This window comes from Bacillus sp. FSL K6-3149, assembly GCF_038630515.1.
In the GTDB taxonomy this organism is placed as follows: domain Bacteria; phylum Bacillota; class Bacilli; order Bacillales; family Bacillaceae; genus Bacillus; species Bacillus pumilus.
The window spans coordinates 3,503,416-3,521,594 of sequence record NZ_CP152034.1; the positions used below are offsets into that span (position 1 = coordinate 3,503,416).

14 protein-coding genes are annotated in these 18,179 nt (G+C 41.6%); 1 reads left to right on the forward strand and 13 read right to left on the reverse strand.

What is annotated here, in order from left to right; genetic code table 11:
* Positions 1–6 precede the first annotated feature (6 nt).
* The 7 genes from polA to MHB83_RS17915 all read right to left on the reverse strand — a co-directional run bounded on the left by polA (position 7) and on the right by MHB83_RS17915 (position 9,904).
* Positions 7–2,646, reverse strand: a complete 2,640-nt coding sequence (gene polA, locus MHB83_RS17885) for a DNA polymerase I (protein ID WP_050943594.1) — start codon at positions 2,644–2,646, stop codon at positions 7–9.
* Between the two features lie 254 nt (positions 2,647–2,900).
* Positions 2,901–4,643, reverse strand: coding sequence for an ATP-binding protein (locus MHB83_RS17890; protein ID WP_106029038.1), 1,743 nt, complete (start codon positions 4,641–4,643; stop codon positions 2,901–2,903).
* Positions 4,636–5,364: a response regulator transcription factor gene (locus MHB83_RS17895; protein WP_003216596.1), complete on the reverse strand. Its 729-nt coding sequence runs from the start codon at positions 5,362–5,364 to the stop codon at positions 4,636–4,638. The genes MHB83_RS17890 and MHB83_RS17895 overlap by 8 nt, the downstream gene beginning before the upstream one ends.
* Positions 5,365–5,551: 187 nt before the next feature.
* Entirely contained in the window at positions 5,552–6,490 is a 939-nt protein-coding gene (mdh, locus tag MHB83_RS17900; protein WP_003216833.1) for a malate dehydrogenase, read from the reverse strand.
* 34 nt (positions 6,491–6,524) lie between these two features.
* The gene (gene icd, locus MHB83_RS17905; protein ID WP_003216780.1) at positions 6,525–7,796 is read right to left on the reverse strand and encodes an NADP-dependent isocitrate dehydrogenase; all 1,272 of its coding nucleotides are present in this window, start codon (positions 7,794–7,796) and stop codon (positions 6,525–6,527) included.
* A gap of 149 nt (positions 7,797–7,945) precedes the next feature.
* Positions 7,946–9,064: a citrate synthase gene (gene citZ / locus MHB83_RS17910; RefSeq protein WP_008346063.1), complete on the reverse strand. Its 1,119-nt coding sequence runs from the start codon at positions 9,062–9,064 to the stop codon at positions 7,946–7,948.
* Positions 9,065–9,439: 375 nt separating this feature from the next.
* Positions 9,440–9,904 (reverse strand): DUF441 domain-containing protein, encoded by a 465-nt coding sequence (locus tag MHB83_RS17915; RefSeq protein WP_044139290.1) that lies wholly within the window; start codon positions 9,902–9,904, stop codon positions 9,440–9,442.
* Positions 9,905–10,004: 100 nt separating this feature from the next.
* Here MHB83_RS17915 and ytvI point away from each other — a divergent pair, with 100 nt between their 5' ends.
* A complete protein-coding gene (ytvI, locus tag MHB83_RS17920; protein WP_106035235.1) occupies positions 10,005–11,123 on the forward strand; it encodes a sporulation integral membrane protein YtvI in 1,119 nt (372 codons plus the stop codon).
* A 25-nt stretch (positions 11,124–11,148) separates the two neighbouring features.
* Here the strand turns inward: ytvI and MHB83_RS17925 are convergent, their stop codons facing one another.
* From MHB83_RS17925 to MHB83_RS17950, 6 genes are all read right to left on the reverse strand, one after another.
* Entirely contained in the window at positions 11,149–11,538 is a 390-nt protein-coding gene (locus tag MHB83_RS17925) for an FxsA family protein (protein ID WP_003216718.1), read from the reverse strand.
* A 103-nt stretch (positions 11,539–11,641) separates the two neighbouring features.
* On the reverse strand, positions 11,642–13,402 hold the full coding sequence (gene pyk / locus MHB83_RS17930) for a pyruvate kinase (protein ID WP_003216573.1): 1,761 nt from the start codon (positions 13,400–13,402) through the stop codon (positions 11,642–11,644).
* A 27-nt stretch (positions 13,403–13,429) separates the two neighbouring features.
* Positions 13,430–14,389, reverse strand: coding sequence for a 6-phosphofructokinase (pfkA, locus tag MHB83_RS17935; protein WP_012010865.1), 960 nt, complete (start codon positions 14,387–14,389; stop codon positions 13,430–13,432).
* Positions 14,390–14,731: 342 nt separating this feature from the next.
* A complete protein-coding gene (gene accA, locus MHB83_RS17940) occupies positions 14,732–15,709 on the reverse strand; it encodes an acetyl-CoA carboxylase carboxyl transferase subunit alpha (RefSeq protein ID WP_003216264.1) in 978 nt (325 codons plus the stop codon).
* On the reverse strand, positions 15,694–16,569 hold the full coding sequence (accD, locus tag MHB83_RS17945) for an acetyl-CoA carboxylase, carboxyltransferase subunit beta (protein ID WP_050943587.1): 876 nt from the start codon (positions 16,567–16,569) through the stop codon (positions 15,694–15,696). Before accD ends, accA begins: the two co-directional genes overlap by 16 nt.
* Positions 16,570–16,873: 304 nt before the next feature.
* Positions 16,874–18,106 (reverse strand): malic enzyme-like NAD(P)-binding protein, encoded by a 1,233-nt coding sequence (locus tag MHB83_RS17950; protein ID WP_050943586.1) that lies wholly within the window; start codon positions 18,104–18,106, stop codon positions 16,874–16,876.
* Positions 18,107–18,179 lie beyond the last annotated feature (73 nt).

An 18,179-nucleotide genomic window follows, 5' to 3' on the forward strand; every position in this document is an offset into this window, starting at 1 on the left:
TATTATTTATTTCGCATCGTACCAAGATGGACCTGAAGCAAAATCAACTTTTAGCGGCACATCAAGCTGAAGTGCATTTTCCATGACTTCAGGAACAATCTTTTCAAGAATGGCGATTTCTTCTTTCGGCGCTTCAAAGATCAATTCATCGTGCACCTGTAATAAAAGATTTGTCTGCAGGTTTTCTTCTTTGAGCCTTCGCGCCATATCAATCATCGCTTTTTTAATAATATCGGCTGCGCTGCCTTGGATCGGTGTGTTCATGGCTGTTCGTTCTGCAAAGCTTTTGATATTAAAATTTCGGCTTGTGATATCTGGGATATACCGTCTGCGTTTAAGAAGCGTCGTGACGTAGCCTTTTTGTTTCGCTTCCTGAACGATTTCTTCCATATAGGTTTTCACGCCTTTAAAGCTTGTTAAATAGCGCTCGATAAATGCGGCGGCTTCTTTTCTTGTGATCCCAAGGTTTTGAGAAAGTCCATAGTCGCTGATTCCGTATACAATACCGAAATTTACCGCCTTGGCTTGTCTTCTCATAGCGGAAGTCACTTCTTCTTCTGAGACATGGAACACATCCATCGCTGTTTTCGTGTGAATGTCCATGTCCCTCGTAAATGCTTCGATCAAATTCTCATCTTGTGAAATATGAGCGAGTACACGCAGCTCGATTTGTGAATAGTCAGCTGCAAACATGAGCCAGCCTTCTTTTGAAGGAACGAATGCTTGACGAATCTTCCGTCCTTCTTCTAAACGAATCGGGATGTTTTGAAGGTTTGGATCTGTTGAGCTTAATCTTCCTGTTTGGGTGAGTGCTTGATTAAATCTTGTATGCACTTTATGGGTATCCTTGCGCGTTACTTTCATTAACCCTTCTACATAGGTCGATTGCAGCTTTCCAATTTGTCTGTAGTGCAGAATGGATCGAATGATTTCATGCTTATCTTCAAGCTTTTCGAGCACATCTGCAGACGTTGAATAGCCTGTTTTTGTCTTCTTGATAATCGGGAGACCCAATTTTTCAAAAAGGATGACACCAAGCTGTTTAGGAGAATTGATGTTAAACGTTTCTCCTGCTAAGCGGTGAATGGTTTCTTCATATTCTTTGAGCTTTTTCGTTAATTCTTCACCCATTTTCTCTAGGCGCTTTATATCTACCTTTACTCCAAGAGATTCCATTTCGCCTAAGATGAGTGCTAGCGGCAGCTCTAAATCTTCATATAGTTCATGCTGATCATTTTTTTCTAATGCTTCTAGTGTTAAATCATGCAAGGCTGAGATCGCCGCTGCTTTTCGTCCGAGATGTCCTTTCAGTTCATCTTCAGGTGGAATCGCCTGTTTTGCTCCTTTTCCGTATACTTTTTCATCAGAAAGAGCGATATTCAGACCATATTCCTTCGCTACACTTGCGACGTCTTCGTATGATTTCTGCGGGTTGACGACGTAGGAAGCGAGCAGAACATCATTGTCGACACCTTTTAGGTCCACATCATGCCATCTGAGAGCGACAACTGCTCTTTTTGAATCAAAGACCCATTTTTTCTTCGTTTCATCCTGTACCCATTCTTTAAATGCATCTGATTGAAGCGCATCTTCTTTCGTCATAAAGAACGCACCATTTTCATTATGGATCGCAAAACCGATCAAATCTGCTTCGTGATAATTATCTCCAAGCTGTTCTACCACAAGGGCTGCATGATCTGTCAGCATGTCGCCTCCTGCAGCTGTCATTTTTTTCACTTCTAATGCGTCTACTTCAACCTGTTCATCTGTTTCTGGTGCTTCTCCTAGACGCTCTAGCAGGGTTTGAAAGCCTAGTTCTTTATAAAGAGAGATCACTTGATCCATGTGTGGACCTTCGTAGGCAAGATCTTTGCTCGACACATCAATAGGTGCTTCTACGAGAATGGTCGCCAGCTCTTTACTCATGACTGCTTGTTCTTTATATTCTTCAAGCTTTTCTTTGAGCTTTTTCCCGCTCACTTCATCAATATGTTCAAGCAGGTTCTCAACTGTTTCAAACTGCTTTAACAATTTAATGGCTGTTTTTTCACCTACACCTGGGACGCCTGGGATATTATCTGAGGAATCTCCCATCAGCCCTTTCATATCAATGATTTGATCTGGTCGCAGGCCATATTTCTCTTCAATATGAGCAGGTGTGTAGTATTCTACTTCTGTGATGCCTTTTTTCGTAATAGCGACTGTCGTATGATCTGTTGAGAGCTGTGTTAAGTCTTTATCTCCTGAGAAGATTTTGACTTCAAAGCCGTTTTTTTCTGCCTCGACAGCCAACGTACCGATAATATCATCTGCCTCATATTGAGGAAGCTCGTACCTTTTCACCTGATAGGCATCTAATAGTTCACGGATGAATGGCATTTGTTCTGATAGCTCTGGCGGGGTTTTTTGTCTTCCGCCTTTATATTCTTTAAATGTCTCGTGGCGGAAGGTTGTTTTTCCCGCATCAAATGCGACGAGCATATGGGTTGGCTTCTCGTCCTCCAGCATTTTCATTAAAATCATCGCAAAGCCATAAATAGCATTTGTATGTACGCCTTTATCATTTGATAATAGCGGCAAAGCAAAAAAGGCTCGATATGCGAGGCTGTTTCCATCCACTAACACTAATTTCTTTTTGTCTGTCATGTTTTAATCCTCCATCGGCTGAGCCATCTCAGCCGTCTCTTTCACACATTGTATCTTCATTTTATCAAAGTTTATTTTGAAAAGAAAATAGTCGAGCCTGCATAAAAAAGGGACGAAAACAACAAGTGTTTTCGTCCTTCCAAAATTGGCTCCTTGGATGAAGGGGTTCCTATTCATCCTATCAATGAATGTTTAACAAAACATGAATTCATTGTAAAGATCATGTAAATTTTAACGTGACTTTCCTTTTTTCTCTATGTCGATTTCAGGCTCACTGTAAAAGTCGTTCCTTTACCTTGTTTGCTGCGGACAGAAATTGTTCCTTCATGCGCTTCCACAAGGTGTTTGACAATGGCAAGGCCAAGACCTGTACCGCCTGAATTCCTGCTTCTATCTTTATCAATTCGATAAAATCTCTCAAATATTCTTGGAATCTCACTTTTCTTCATACCGATCCCTGTATCTGCTACATCAAATTCATAGGCACCTTTTCTCGGTCTTGCTGAGATGGTGACACTTCCTCCCTCTGGTGTATAGGTCAGGGCATTATTAACGAGATTGAGGAAGATTTGCTTTAACCTTAGCGGGTCTGCCATGACATAGACCGGTTCTTTCGGGACACGCACGTGTAATTGAATGCCTTTTTCTGTAGCCTTTTGTTTTAACAGCACTTGAATCTCTTGGATGATTTCTGTCGCATTGGCTTCTTGAATATTCAGCTTGAATTGCTGCTGCTCAATTTTAGAAAGATCAAGTAAGTCTTGAATCAATGTTTCTAGACGGACACTCTCTTTTAAAATGATAGAAAGGAATTCTGTCAGTGCTTCTTTGTCATCAATCGCGCCATCAAGAAGGGTTTCAGAAAATCCTTTAATCGACGTAATCGGTGTTTTTAACTCATGAGACACATTGGCAACAAAGTCTTTTCGCATCTGCTCCAGCTGCTTCGTTTCTGTCACGTCATGAAACACGAGGACAATTCCTTTCCATTCATCGTCTGTACTTAAAATGGGTACACCATCCACTTGGAAGTAGCGTCGTTCAATGTCAACGGCTAGACGTAAAAACTTCCGCACCTTCGTTTCTGTCATGAAAATTTCGTCAATTAATTCGATAATCTCTTCATGGGTAAACGCTTCATGATAAAGCTTGTGCATGTAAATGTGCTTTTGCACCTTAAACTGCTTGCGGAAGGTTCGATTGACGAGGTGGATATACCCCATCTTATCAATCAATATAATCCCCGCTCCAATATTTTCAATGACCGTTTGCAGCCGGTCTCTCTGCATTTCACCAGCACTTGTCATTTCTTGAAGACTTTCTGCCAAACGCTTCATGGAAGTATTCAGTTCACTTGTTTCAATCATCAGCTCTTCATAATTATTCGTATCATAGTTCCCGCGTTCTAGCTGTTTAGCTACCTTTGTCGCATAATCAATTGGTTTCACATATTTCATCGACATGCGGTACCCAAAGAAAACGATAATGATAATCGCCGAGCCAAGACAAAAGGCTAGGGCAAGCCAAAGCTGGCCGTCAATTTCATTTAAAGGCTCGTATGACGCATGGAGAAATAAATAACCCGCCGGTTCGTTTTGTTTTAAGATCGGGACAGCATAATGGAAAAGCGCATCCTTCTCATCGTCAATAACGACCCCTTTTGTTTGGAGACGTTCATTGTTTAGTGTGTTTTGAATGACGGCCTTTTGTTCTGCTTGACCCGTTGTATGTATGATCTTCCCCTTTAAATCCACAATCGACGCATTCATATCAAAATGCTGCTTTGCCTGATTGAGGACCTCTTTGTTTTGCTTCGCCTTTAAATCATCACCATTCATAGAAGACAGGAGAAAGCTCGATTCCTTTTCCATTCGTTCCGTTAATTTTGTTTCATAGAAAACATGGAACATGTGATCCAGGAAAAGACCAAGTGCCACAAACACAATAAAAAGGAGAAAAATGAGTCCCGAAAACAGACGGGTTCTAATTTTACTCATTTGACTTTGGCTCCTCCAATTTGTAGCCTAAGCCGCGAATCGTTTTAATGTATGTTGGTTTTTTTGTGTTCTTTTCAATTTTGTCCCGCAAGTGACTAATATGGACATCCACAATACGAGTGTCACCTGCAAAGTCATAATTCCAAACGGCACTTAGCAATAAATCACGCGTGAGGACACGTCCTTTATGCTTCGCCAAATAAAGCAGCAGTTCAAATTCTTTTGGCGTCAGCTCTAGACGTTCTTCCTGGAAATAGACTTCGTAGTGTTCTGGTAAAATACGCAGTTCACCAATTTTGATTTGATCTGCAATGATCTCATCCTTCTCCTCTTGCGTGGGGGTAGGCTGAGATTGCTGTGCTCTTCTCAAGATGGCTTTTACCCGAGCACCCACTTCTCTAGGACTGAATGGCTTTGTCATGTAATCATCGGCCCCGAGCTCAAGACCTAGCACCTTATCAAATTCATCGTCCTTTGCTGTCAGCATTAAAATAGGGAACATCATTTTTTGAATTCTCAGTTGTTTGCACACTTCAATGCCGTCCATCTTCGGAAGCATTAAATCTAATACAATGAGATCAGGCTGTTCACTTGCTGCTTTTTCAAGTGCTTCTTCCCCGTCTCTTGCTGTGACGACATCATAGCCCGCTCTTTCGAGGTTATAGCTTAGAAGTGTTACAATCGATTCTTCATCATCCACAACTAATATTTTTTTATTCATGTTGTGCCTCCAATTAGTGATTTCCCCTGCATCCGTTTTTTTGTATCTTATGTGAAAAGCGAGAAGTCATGCTTTCTCTTTCATTTTAACGAAAGCTTAACAAGAGAACAATTTAAAATTTCGACAAGATTTGTTTTGTAAACAAAAAGAAGACTCCTCATCAGAGAAGCCTTCTTTTTTATTCATATTAAGACAATACTTTCATGACATTCTTAACAGATTCAACAGAACGGTCAAGCTGACTTCTTTCTTCTTCTGTCAGCTCAAGCTCGATGATCTGCTCAAGGCCGTTTCCACCTACGATTGTTGGTACACCTAGGTAAATGCCTTCGTAGCCATATTCACCTTCAAGGTAAGCAATCGTCGGCATGACGCGGCGCTGATCTTTAAGGATCGCCTCAACCATTTCAACTAGTGAAGCAGCAGGAGCATAATATGCACTACCGTTACCTAATAGGTTCACGATTTCGCCGCCGCCTTTTCTTGTTCTTTCAACAATTGCATCAATTCGCTCTTTAGGAATCAATGTTTCAAGCGGGATACCGCCTGCATAAGAGTAACGAACAAGAGGAACCATGTCATCGCCATGTCCACCAAGCACAAAGCCCGTCACGTCTTTAACAGATAGGTTTAATTCTTGAGCAACGAACGTACGGAAACGTGCTGTATCAAGAATGCCCGATTGTCCAATGACTTTTTCTTTTGGTAATCCTGATTCTTTATAAACTGCATACGTCATTGCATCAACAGGGTTTGTTAATACAACAATGATTGTTTCTGGAGAATATTTAACGATTTCGCGTGTCACACTGCGCATAATTTTTTCATTTGTTGACACGAGATCATCACGGCTCATTCCCGGCTTTCTTGCAATTCCCGCCGTAATGACCACGACATCAGAACCGGCTGTATCTTCGTAGTTAGAAGTTCCTGTAATGTTTGCATCGAAGCCTTGAACAGGACTTGCTTCCAGCATATCAAGTGCTTTCCCTTTTGTTGGGTTCTCAAGCTGCGGGATATCGACTAATACGACGTCCGCTAATTCTTTTTGAGCCGTTAGAAATGCTGTAGTTGCTCCAGTAAAGCCTGCTCCGATAACAGATACTTTTTTACGCTTGTTTGCCATTTCCTTTTTCCCCTTTAACTTTAAAGTTTAAGAATCAAGACAAGTTTTTGATGAGCTCGTCAGCAAACTCAGAACATTTCACTTCTGTTGCGCCATCCATTAATCTAGCAAAATCGTAAGTGACGACTTTTGATGCAATTGTATTTTCAACAGATTGAATCACTAGATCAGCTGCTTCCTGCCAGCCAAGGTGCTCAAGTAAAAGCACGCCTGATAGAAGAACAGAAGATGGGTTCACTTTATCAAGACCAGCATATTTTGGTGCTGTTCCGTGAGTCGCTTCAAAAATAGCGTGTCCTGTTTCGTAGTTGATGTTCGCACCTGGTGCGATACCAATTCCACCTACTTGTGCTGCAAGAGCATCAGAGATGTAATCTCCGTTTAAGTTCATTGTTGCCACAACATCGAACTCAGCTGGACGAGTTAGGATTTGTTGAAGGAAAATATCTGCAATGCTGTCTTTGACAATAATTTTGCCAGCAGCTTCTGCTTCACTTTGCGCTTTATTTGCCGCATCTTTTCCATCTTGTTCTACAATACGATCATATTGTGCCCATGTAAAGACCTTGTCGCCAAACTCTTTTTCAGCCACTTCGTAGCCCCAGTTTTTGAAGGCACCTTCTGTGAATTTCATGATGTTTCCTTTGTGAACAAGTGTCACAGACTTACGGCCTTGGTCGATTGCATATTGGATAGCCGCTCTGACAAGGCGAGAAGTTCCTTCTTCAGAAACTGGCTTGATTCCGATACCTGATGTTTCTGGGAAACGGATTTTGTTTACACCTAATTCGTTTTTCAAGAAGTCAATTAACTTCTTCACTTCGTCTGATCCTTGTGCATACTCGATACCAGCATAGATATCTTCTGTATTCTCACGGAAGATGACCATATCTGTGTCTTCTGGACGTTTCACAGGAGACGGTACACCTTTGAACCAGCGAACTGGACGTAAGCATGTGAATAGATCAAGCTCTTGTCTAAGTGCCACGTTTAATGAACGGATTCCTCCGCCGATTGGTGTTGTCAGTGGTCCTTTGATTGCGATTAAGTATTCACGAATGTCTTCAAGTGTTTGCTCAGGAAGCCATTCTCCAGTTTTATTGTAAGCTTTCTCACCTGCATATACTTCTTTCCAAGTGATTTGCTTTTCACCTTTATATGCTTTTTCTACAGCGGCTTCAAGTACTCTTGATGCTGCTTTCCAAATGTCAGGACCGATTCCGTCCCCTTCAATAAACGGGATGATTGGATTATTTGGTACATTCAATACGCCGCCAGTAACTGTAATTTTTTCGCCTTGTGACAATGATATTACCTCCCAGGTTATGTAGTGAATATTTGAAACTTCTTGGCTTGATGTCTGCAAGCGAAGAAGTTTTTCACGTGATTCGTTTTTTGTTGATCTAGAGGCTGATTGGCCTTCGTGAGGATCAGCCCCCGCTTATTCTATAAACATTAGTCTCTTTCACTGATCGGAACAAACGTTTGAAGATCAGGTCCAATGTAGTCAGCTCTTGGACGGATGAGACGATTGTTGTCATACTGCTCTAAAATGTGAGCAATCCATCCAGAGAATCGGCTGATCACGAAAATTGGTGTAAACAAGTCATGATCAATCCCAAGACTGTGATATACAGATGCAGAATAAAAATCAACATTTGGTGGAAGATTTTTCTCTGATGTCACGATTTCCTCTGCGCGAACAGACATTTCATACCATTTCGGCTCGCCAGTCAGGTTTGTTAAACGCTGGCTCATTTCTTTTAGATGCTTTGCACGCGGGTCACCTTGACGGTATACGCGGTGGCCAAAGCCCATAATTTTTTCTTTCTTCTCTAGCTTACCATGAATATAGGAATCTACGTTTTCAACTTCGCCAATTTCTGAAAGCATCTTCATCACGCCTTCGTTGGCTCCGCCATGAAGTGGTCCTTTCAGCGCACCGATAGCCGCTGTTACACCAGAGTAGATATCTGATAGTGTAGCAACACATACACGCGCTGTAAATGTCGATGCGTTTAATTCATGATCCGCATGTAGAATGAGTGCCTTATCAATTGCCTCAATTTCTACTGGTGACGGCTCTTCGCCATTTAGCATATACAAGAAGTTCGCAGCATAGCTGTATTCTTCTTTTGGCTGTACAGGCTCAAGTCCCTTACGAATGCGTGAAAACGCAGCGACTAGTCCAGAAATTTTCGCCTGTAAGCGAATAGCTTTTCTGTAATTTGCTTCTTTGTCCATAATCTCTGATTCGTCATCAAGTAATCCTAGTAAGGATACCGCTGTACGAATCGCAGACATTGGATGAACCCCATCCAGCGAATACGATTTAAAGTGCTCAATGATTTCTTGCGGAATGTGAGCATTTTCGTTGAGCTGCTGTTTTAACTCACTCAGCTCTTGCTCATTCGGCAGCTTTAAGTGCCATAACAGGTAGACAATTTCTTCGAATGTAGCTTTTTCAGTTAAATCATCGATATTGTACCCTACATAAGTAAGAGTATCATCAATAATTGAGCTTACGGATGAAGTTGTTGCCACGATACCTTCAAGACCTCTTGTTGCTGTCATGTTCAATCTCCCCTTTTTAAAAAGATTCCCCTTCGTTGCAGAATTCTCGCTTTTTGAAAGCGCTATCCAATCCGAATAAGTCGGCAGGTTCAGAAAAGAAAATGCTTACATTTACCTATACGGTTAGAGCGCTTTTAGCCTCATATCTCTTGTGTGATCAATGAGTTCAAAATTAAGCCTATTCCCATTATAAACAATAATCAGACATTTGTTAAATGTTTAACTATAATTTTTTTTGATATTTTTTTTTCCAGTCTTCCATATCAGGCATGGAATAAAGGGATTTTGCTTCTTTTATTATATTTAATTATGTTTTTTTGCAAAAGCTCACGCAAGAAAAAAATAAAAAAGAAAGTGGCATGAACCACTCTCTTTTCAACCGCTGAAAAATTTCACAGCCTGCATCGCCAAATAAGCAATTCCTGCTCCGATCAGCGGACCGACAGCTACCCCTTTAAATAAGCTGACTGCCAAAATCGTCCCGAACACAAGTGCTGCCGTGATATGCGGATCATTTTCGAGTAGCACAATACCGTTTTTTGCGATTAATGCTACTAATATACCCGCTCCAAGTGCAATCCAAGCATAAGAGGATTTCATGGCTTCTCCAAGCTGCTTAAATCCAATGTCACCAGTTGCAATAGGAACAAGCACAGCAATTGTAATGACGGTGACCCCCCAATTGATGCCCTTCGACTGAAGAACTGGGAAAATTTTTTGATCCAAACCAATCAGCTTAATCCCAATGAGCACAGAAACCGCTAAAATTAATGAATTGTTTTTTGCAATAAGTGCAATAACGAGTAAAAGAACCAAAAATAAATTTGCTTGAGTAAACATACGCCGCCCCTTCCTTTCTTTTTATTGCGACCTTTTCATATTACTAATCTTTTTGAATAAAATGAAGTATCGGACATGCTTGTTTTTTGGAGGGGATTGTGTGAATCACACCTATATGGCCATTTTTCTACGAAGTTTGATGATGATCGGCATTGCTGTATTTGCGGTTGTCTTTTTATATCAGTCTTTTCCTTTTTTATATCCTTTTTGGATTGCACTTATTGTATCCTGCCTGATTCACCCTGCTGTATGCAAAATAGAAGAGATCACCGGAATGCCGAGAGGATTTGTTGTCGTCATTGTACTACTGCTCTTTTTAGTAGTAGCAGCCGGTTTCATCACACTCTTAGTAGCAGAAATCATTTCAGGAAGTGCTTATTTGGCAAAGGTTCTGCCTGGTCACCTTGATCGCATGATTGGGATTGTGGAACAGTTTTTTACAGATAAGATCCTGCCTTTGTACCATGATGTAACCGCCCAATTTAATACACTTCAAGCTGGTCAAAAGGAATCGATTTTGGGACAAATCCAAGCGCTAGGCGATGAAGCTGCCGCAAAAATAGGGACTTTTCTTTCAAAAACACTCGAGCTCATCCCGGCTTTTTTAGGTCTTTTGCCTGATGCAGCCGCAACCCTTTTGTTTTCTGCATTGGCGACTTTTTTTATCACGAAAGATTGGTTTACATTAAAAAAATATGGTTCTCGTATCTTTCCCGCAAAATGGATGCAGCATACACGAGCCATTTTATCTGAAATCAAAAAAGCCATTACCGGTTTTATGAAGGCGCAGCTTTTGCTTGTTGCGATGACCATCGGCCTTGTCATCATTGGACTGATCATCTTAAAAGTCGAGCACGCCCTTGTCATTGCTTTATGTATTGGGTTTGTCGATTTACTTCCTTATATCGGGAGCGGCACCGTTTTTCTGCCGTGGATCATTTACTCCGCCATGACAGGAAACCTTTCACTCGCCATCGGGCTCGGCATTTTGTATATTGTCGTGCTCATTCAAAGACAAATATCAGAGCCAAAAGTCTTAAGCAAATCCATTGGGCTTAATCCTTTAGCCACGCTTGTGGCGCTATTTGTCGGGTTAAAATGGTTGGGTTTCCTCGGACTCGTCATTGGCCCTGCTTCCCTTGTCGTGTGGCAAGCATTTCGTAATGCAGGTGTTTTCAGGGATATCTATCAGTACATTCGGTACGGCATTCAAAAGTAAAAGAGACCTTCAGTTCAAGGTCTCTTTAGCGAATAATTGTATAGCGACTGCGATTAGACATGTTTCTAAGCCAGCGTTCAAAAAGCGGCTTGATTTGCTTTCTCGTCATCGGAATGAGCAGCAGCGCACCGATGATATCTGATAAGAAGCCGGGAATGAGTAGCAGCAGACCGCCGATTAGAATGCAAAAACCATCGACAATCGCTACCCCTGGCATTTTGCCATATTGTAAATCTCTTTGCACTTTTTGAAAAGCTTCGATTCCTTGTTTTCTTGCAAAATAAGCACCTAATGCACTCGTGAGTACGATCATCAGCATCGTTGGCAAAATGCCAATGATTTTACTTGATATTAAAAATAAACTGATTTCCACGGCAGGGAACAGAATCAATAATAGTAGCAAATATTTTTTCAAGCCATATCACCTCATGGGGTATCTTTCACCCGAAAGCTGTTTTACTTTTTTAGTGTAACATAAAAAAAGAGAGGAGTCAGACAACTCCCCTCGTGTGTATCAATTAAAGGACGCTTGCACGGCCTTTGTAGATCGCTCCGCGTGCCGGATCTACTGTAATCTCTTCGCCTTCTTTTAGCAGTGTTGTTGCGCTGTCAAGACCTACAATCACTGGAATGCCAAGGCTAAGTCCAACGACTGCTGCATGGCTTGTTAGTCCGCCTTCTTCAGTGATCAGGGCAGATGCTTTTTCTAAAGCACCCATCATATCACGGTCTGTACAGTTTGCAACAAGAATTGCACCATCATACATTTTTTCCTCTGCTTCTTTTCCGCTTTGCGCAATGACAACCGGTCCAAATGCAGATTTACGGCCAATTCCTTGACCTTTCGCAATGATGTCACCGACAACATAAACTTTCATTAAGTTTGTTGTACCTGTTTCACCAACTGGCACACCGGCTGTAATAACGATTAAATCGCCATGTCTCACGTAGCCTGTTTCAATCGATTTCTCGACTGCATTCTCAAGCATTTCATCAGTAGACGTCGTTTTTGAGCCGCTCTTTGCAAATACACCGAATACAAGAGATAGCTTTCTCGCAACTGATTCGTTTGCTGTAACTGCTACGATTGGTGCTTTTGGTCTATATTTTGAAATCATTCTCGCTGTATGACCGCTTTCCGTAGGTGTCACAATCGCTGCAACGTCAAGCTTCATCGCTGTATGTGCAACAGATTGACCGATGGCATCTGTAATGCTGACATCTACTTCTTCGCTTCTGCGAGAAAGAATGGCTTTATAGTTGAGTGCATCTTCTGAACGTGATGCAATGTTATGCATCGTTTGTACAGCTTCTACTGGATATGTTCCTGCTGCTGTTTCACCAGAAAGCATAATCGCATCTGTGCCATCAAAAATGGCATTTGCCACGTCACTTGCTTCCGCACGAGTTGGACGAGGATTACGCTGCATGCTATCAAGCATTTGGGTCGCTGTGATGACTGGTTTGCCTAAGCGATTGCATTTTTTGATCAGCATTTTTTGAACAAGTGGTACTTCTTCTGCCGGGATCTCTACACCAAGATCTCCACGTGCAACCATCAAACCGTCTGATACCTCAAGGATTTCATCGATGTTATCAACACCCTCTTGGTTTTCAATCTTAGGAATGATTTGAATGTCAGCCGCGTTATTCTTTTCAAGAAGCTCACGAATTTCAAGAACATCAGAAGCTCGTCTCACAAAAGAAGCTGCGATGAAATCGACGCCTTGTTCAACTCCGAACAGAATATCATTGGCATCCTTTTCTGTAATACCTGGCAGGTTCACACTTACACCTGGTACGTTTACACCTTTTTTGTTTTTGAGCGTGCCTGTATTCATGACTTTTGTGACGATTTCTTTGCGGTCCATGTTAATTTCTTTCACTTCTAAACCAATAAGACCATCATCTAATAGAATCGTTGAGCCTACTTCTACATCATGAATTAACTCTTCATACGTCACACTAATTTTTTCCGTATTTCCAACAATGTCTTCCATACTTACGATAAGATCTGCACCAGCGACTAGCTCAATTGAGCCGTTTTCAACTGTGCGTGTACGGATCTCTGGACCTTTTGTATCAAGAAGGATCGCAATGTCCTTGCCTAATGTTTTACCTGCTTTACGAATGTTTTCAATGCGTGCACCATGCTCTTCAAAATCTCCATGAGAGAAGTTTAGTCTGGCTACATTCATTCCTGCTTCAATCAATTCAGTCAGCTTTTCAATAGTTTCACTTGCTGGACCGATTGTACAAACGATTTTTGTCTTTCTCATTACTGTTCCTCCTAAGGTCTTCTCGTTTTATATAGAGAGCTCTTGTGAAAGTCGGTACATATTTTGATCGACTGTATGTTTTTTATCTAAGATATCTAAAATATCGTGGTGAACGAGTTCGTTGCTTTGAATACCCACACAGCGTCCGCCTTTTCCTTCAAGAAGAAGTTCTACTGCGTATGCTCCTAAACGGCTTGCGAGTACTCGGTCAAATGCGCTTGGAGAACCTCCGCGCTGAATATGTCCTAAGACAGATACACGGGTTTCAAGGCTTGTCTCCTCTTCAATCCGCTTACCAAATTCAACACCGCTGCCTACGCCTTCTGCGACGATGATGATACTGTGCTTCTTGCCGCGCTCGTGCCCTCTTCTTAATCTCGCGATAATTTCATCCATGTCATAGTCTGCTTCAGGAATCAAAATAGATTCGGCTCCGCCTGCAAGACCTGACCAAAGAGCAATATCACCAGCATGTCTTCCCATTACTTCCACTACGTATGTACGTTCATGAGATGTGGCTGTATCACGAATTTTATCAATGGCGTCAATGACTGTATTCAGTGCTGTATCAAAGCCAATAGTGAAATCAGTACCTGGGATATCGTTGTCGATTGTACCCGGGACACCTACACATGGAAAACCGAGCTCAGTTAATTTCTTCGCTCCCATGAATGAACCGTCTCCGCCAATCACAACAAGTCCTTCAATACCGAATTTTTTTAAGTTCTCAATGCCTTTTTCACGACCTTCAACTGTCTTGAATTCAGGGCATCTTGCCGTGTAAAGTTTTGTTCCTCCACGATGAATGATATCGCCAACTGAACCTATTTCAAGTTTCTCAATTTTACCGTTAATTAGACCTGAATATCCATTATAAATACCGTAAACTTCAACATTATGGTAAATCGCTTTCCTTACAACTGCGCGCACAGCTGCATTCATTCCTGGGGAATCCCCACCGCTCGTTAAAACTCCTATACGCTTCATCTTTTTCACCTCAGAGACCATATATGAATTAAACATACCATTTCCACTGCTTGAAAACAATCATGAGCAAAACCGGATGTTTTCAATACGTATTTCTAAAACCGTACTTATTATACAATTAAATAAACCGTTTTTAAACAAAAGTTAAGAAAGTCATGAAAGCAATTCTTTCAAAAGCGAGGAATATCCAGCCTTCTAAAGCCCACCGTATCAGGGTTTTCAGACGTTTCAAACTTTATGAAAACAAAAGAAAATTATTTTCAAATAGCGCTTACATGAGGTCGGTTTTCATGAAAAAGGATGAAAAAAAATAAACGCCAGCCAAAAAGGCTGTACGTTTATTTAGTTTACCCCAATATATTGATTTTCAACCGATACTTTCCCGATTGCTTTGTATTTTTGATATCTTTGTTCGACTAGTTCTTCAGGTGTTAGTTTGAGCAAAGATGTAAGTGACTGTTTTAATGTTTTTTCAATGTAGGCTGCTTGTTGTTTCACGTCTCGGTGTGCTCCACCTTGCACTTCTTTAATAACATCATCTATAATATCTAATTCTTTTAGGTCTGGAGCCGTAATTTTCATTGATTCTGCAGCTTTTTTCGCAAGTGATGAGTCCTTCCAGAGCAGTGCTGCTGCACCTTCAGGTGAAATCACTGAATACGTTGAATTCTCTAGCATGTATAGGTGGTTTCCTACGCCTAAGCCTAGTGCGCCGCCACTTCCGCCTTCTCCAATGACAATACAGACAACCGGTACACGAAGTCCTGCCATTTCGAATAGGTTTTTCGCAATTGCTTCACTTTGCCCGCGTTCTTCAGCTGCTTTACCAGGATAAGCTCCTTTTGTATCAATAAAACAAATGATCGGGCGATTAAATTTATCTGCTTGTTTCATCAAGCGCAGCGCTTTACGGTAGCCTTCTGGATGAGGCATTCCGAAATTACGGCGCAAGTTTTCTTTTGTATCTTTACCGCGCTGATGGCCAATCACCGTGACAGGAAGCCCTTTAAACGTGGCAATTCCTCCAACGATCGCTTCATCATCGCCATAAAAACGGTCACCGTGACACTCGAAAAAGTTGTCAAACAGCTCTTGAATGTAATCGAGAGTTGTTGGGCGCATCGCATGACGAGCAATCTGTACTCTGTCCCACGGTTTTAAATTTGTATAAATGTCTGCTTCAAGTTTGCTCAGACGTGTTTCAAGACGCTCAATTTCTGCACTTAAATCCATTTCTGAGTTTTGTGTGAACTTTTTCAGTTCATCAATTTTCGCTCGAAGTTCAATGACAGGTTTTTCAAATTCTAGTTCTCCAGCCACTCTCGTTCACCTCCTGTGCTGTGTAATGCTAAGATTCGGCCTAGTGTTTCTTTCATCTCTGCACGATGAATGACAGCATCCAATTGACCATGCTTCATTAAAAATTCAGCCGTTTGGAAGTCCTCTGGCAGGTCTTCACGAATGGTTTGTTCAATGATTCTACGACCTGCAAACCCAATTAAAGCACCAGGTTCTGCAAAGTTGTAATCACCAAGAGACGCGAAACTAGCTGATACACCGCCAGTTGTTGGGTTCGTCATCACAGAGATAATCAAACCTTGATCCTCGCTGAACAGCTTTAATGCTGAGCTTGTTTTTGCCATTTGCATAAGACTGAGGATCCCCTCTTGCATTCTCGCTCCGCCAGATGCAGTAAAGATGATAAATGGCACCTTGTCCGCTTTTGCTTTCTCGATCGCAAGTGTGATCTTTTCACCAACAACTGAGCCCATGCTGCCCATACGGAATGTGGCATCCATGACAGCGATCACAGCAGGCTTGCCTTCAATTTCACCTTGACCTGTGACAATGGCTTCATTCAAAGACGTTTTTTCTCTGTCTTTCTCAAGCTTTTCTTCGTAGCCTGGGAATCCGAGCGGGTTTTCTGAGATCAGATGCCCGTTAAATTCTTCAAATGTGCCTTCGTCAACAAGGCTGTCAATACGCTGTTTTGCATTCATTTGCAAATGTCTACCGCAATTCATGCAAACACGTAAATTTTTATCTAGTTCTTTGGTGAGCATTATTTTTTTACATTGCGGACATTTGGTCATGATGCCTTCAGGCACATCTTGACTTGCCTGTTCAGAGGGTACAGATGCATATTTTTTCTTTTTACTGAAAATATTTTTGATTGACAAATGACTACCTCCCTTTTTGAAGGGTTTTTTCTTTACACGCACATCCACTATTATAGGACATGTCATAACTGTACCGAAACTATTGTACTTTTTTTGTCAAACGCTGTCATCCTTCATTCAATTTTTTCAGTGGGGAATTGATGAGAAATGAGTATGTGTTTGGGGCGCTGAGCAGTTGATATATGTGAATTGTGAACGTCTACAAAAAAATATCATTCCGGATGAAAAAATTTTCGCGTATGAGAGGAAATGGTGCACGTCTTTCCTCCAATTTCAGAAAGAACGTGCACACTTTTCCAATTGATTATTCGCCGATAATCGTTAATTTTCTTGTTTTTTCAGCGACTTCTTCTGGGTCGACTTTGATTCTTGCAACACCAGTTTCCATTGCTGCTTTTGCTACTGCTTTTGCTACCGCTGGTGCTACACGTGCATCAAATGGTTCAGGGATGACGTATTCAGCTGACAATTTATCATCTGAAACAAGAGAAGCAATTGCTTCAACGGCTGCAATTTTCATTTCTTCGTTAATGTGGGTTGCACGTACATCTAGTGCTCCGCGGAAAATTCCTGGGAATGCCAGTACGTTGTTTACTTGGTTCGGGAAGTCAGAACGGCCAGTTCCTACAACACTTGCGCCTGCTGCATGTGCATCTTCTGGCATGATCTCTGGATTAGGATTCGCCATTGCGAAGATGACAGGATCTTTTGCCATTTTGCCAACCATTTCTTTTGTTAGAGCGCCTGCTGCTGAAACCCCAATGAAGACGTCAGCGCCTTCAATCACTTCTTCTAATGAACCTTCTTTACGGTCTTGGTTCGTGAATTTAGCCACTTCGTTTTTCACTGCATTCATACCGTTCGGGCGGCCTTCGTAAATTGCGCCTTTTGTATCACACATGATGATATCACGTACACCGAAATGATATAGAAGCTTGATAATCGCAATTCCCGCTGCTCCAGCGCCGTTTGCCACCACTTTGATAGAGGACATTGATTTTCCAGACAGTTTCAGTGCATTTACAAGTCCAGCTACTGTCACAATCGCTGTTCCGTGCTGATCATCGTGGAACACTGGAATGTTTGTCTCTTTTTTCAAGCGCTCTTCGATAATAAAGCAGTTTGGAGCTGCAATATCTTCAAGGTTGACACCGCCAAACGTTGGCTCAAGAAGCTTTACTGTTTCAACGATTTTGTCTACATCGTTTGTCGCAAGCGCGATTGGGAAGGCATCAACGCCAGCGAAGCTTTTGAATAATACAGCTTTTCCTTCCATGACTGGAAGAGATGCTTCTGCACCAATATTTCCAAGCCCTAAAACAGCACTTCCGTCTGTGACAACAGCGACCATATTGCCTTTCATTGTATAATCATACACTTTGCTTGTGTCGTCATAAATATCTTTACATGGTTCTGCAACACCAGGTGAGTAAGCCAAGCTCAAGTCTTTCGCATTTTTCACTTGTACTTTTGATTTTGATTCAAGTTTGCCTTGATTCTCTTTGTGCATATGTAATGCTTCTTCTCTTAATGACATGTGATGAACACTCCTTCAAGTGGAAAATGATTTAATGAATTGCTAAGTTGATAAGCACATACTGGCAGTTTTA

Excerpts from the sequence above, each read along its gene's own strand:
- polA (WP_050943594.1), bottom strand. The coding sequence starts at position 2,646 with ATGACAGACAAAAAGAAATTAGTGTTAGTGGATGGAAACAGCCTCGCA.
- MHB83_RS17890 (WP_106029038.1), bottom strand. The coding sequence starts at position 4,643 with ATGAGTAAAATTAGAACCCGTCTGTTTTCGGGACTCATTTTTCTCCTT.
- MHB83_RS17895 (WP_003216596.1), bottom strand. The coding sequence starts at position 5,364 with ATGAATAAAAAAATATTAGTTGTGGATGATGAAGAATCGATTGTAACA.
- mdh (WP_003216833.1), bottom strand. The coding sequence starts at position 6,490 with ATGGCAAACAAGCGTAAAAAAGTATCTGTTATCGGAGCAGGCTTTACT.
- citZ (WP_008346063.1), bottom strand. The coding sequence starts at position 9,064 with ATGACAGCAACAAGAGGTCTTGAAGGTATCGTGGCAACAACTTCATCC.
- MHB83_RS17915 (WP_044139290.1), bottom strand. The coding sequence starts at position 9,904 with ATGTTTACTCAAGCAAATTTATTTTTGGTTCTTTTACTCGTTATTGCA.
- pyk (WP_003216573.1), bottom strand. The coding sequence starts at position 13,402 with ATGAGAAAGACAAAAATCGTTTGTACAATCGGTCCAGCAAGTGAAACT.
- pfkA (WP_012010865.1), bottom strand. The coding sequence starts at position 14,389 with ATGAAGCGTATAGGAGTTTTAACGAGCGGTGGGGATTCCCCAGGAATG.
- MHB83_RS17950 (WP_050943586.1), bottom strand. The coding sequence starts at position 18,106 with ATGTCATTAAGAGAAGAAGCATTACATATGCACAAAGAGAATCAAGGC.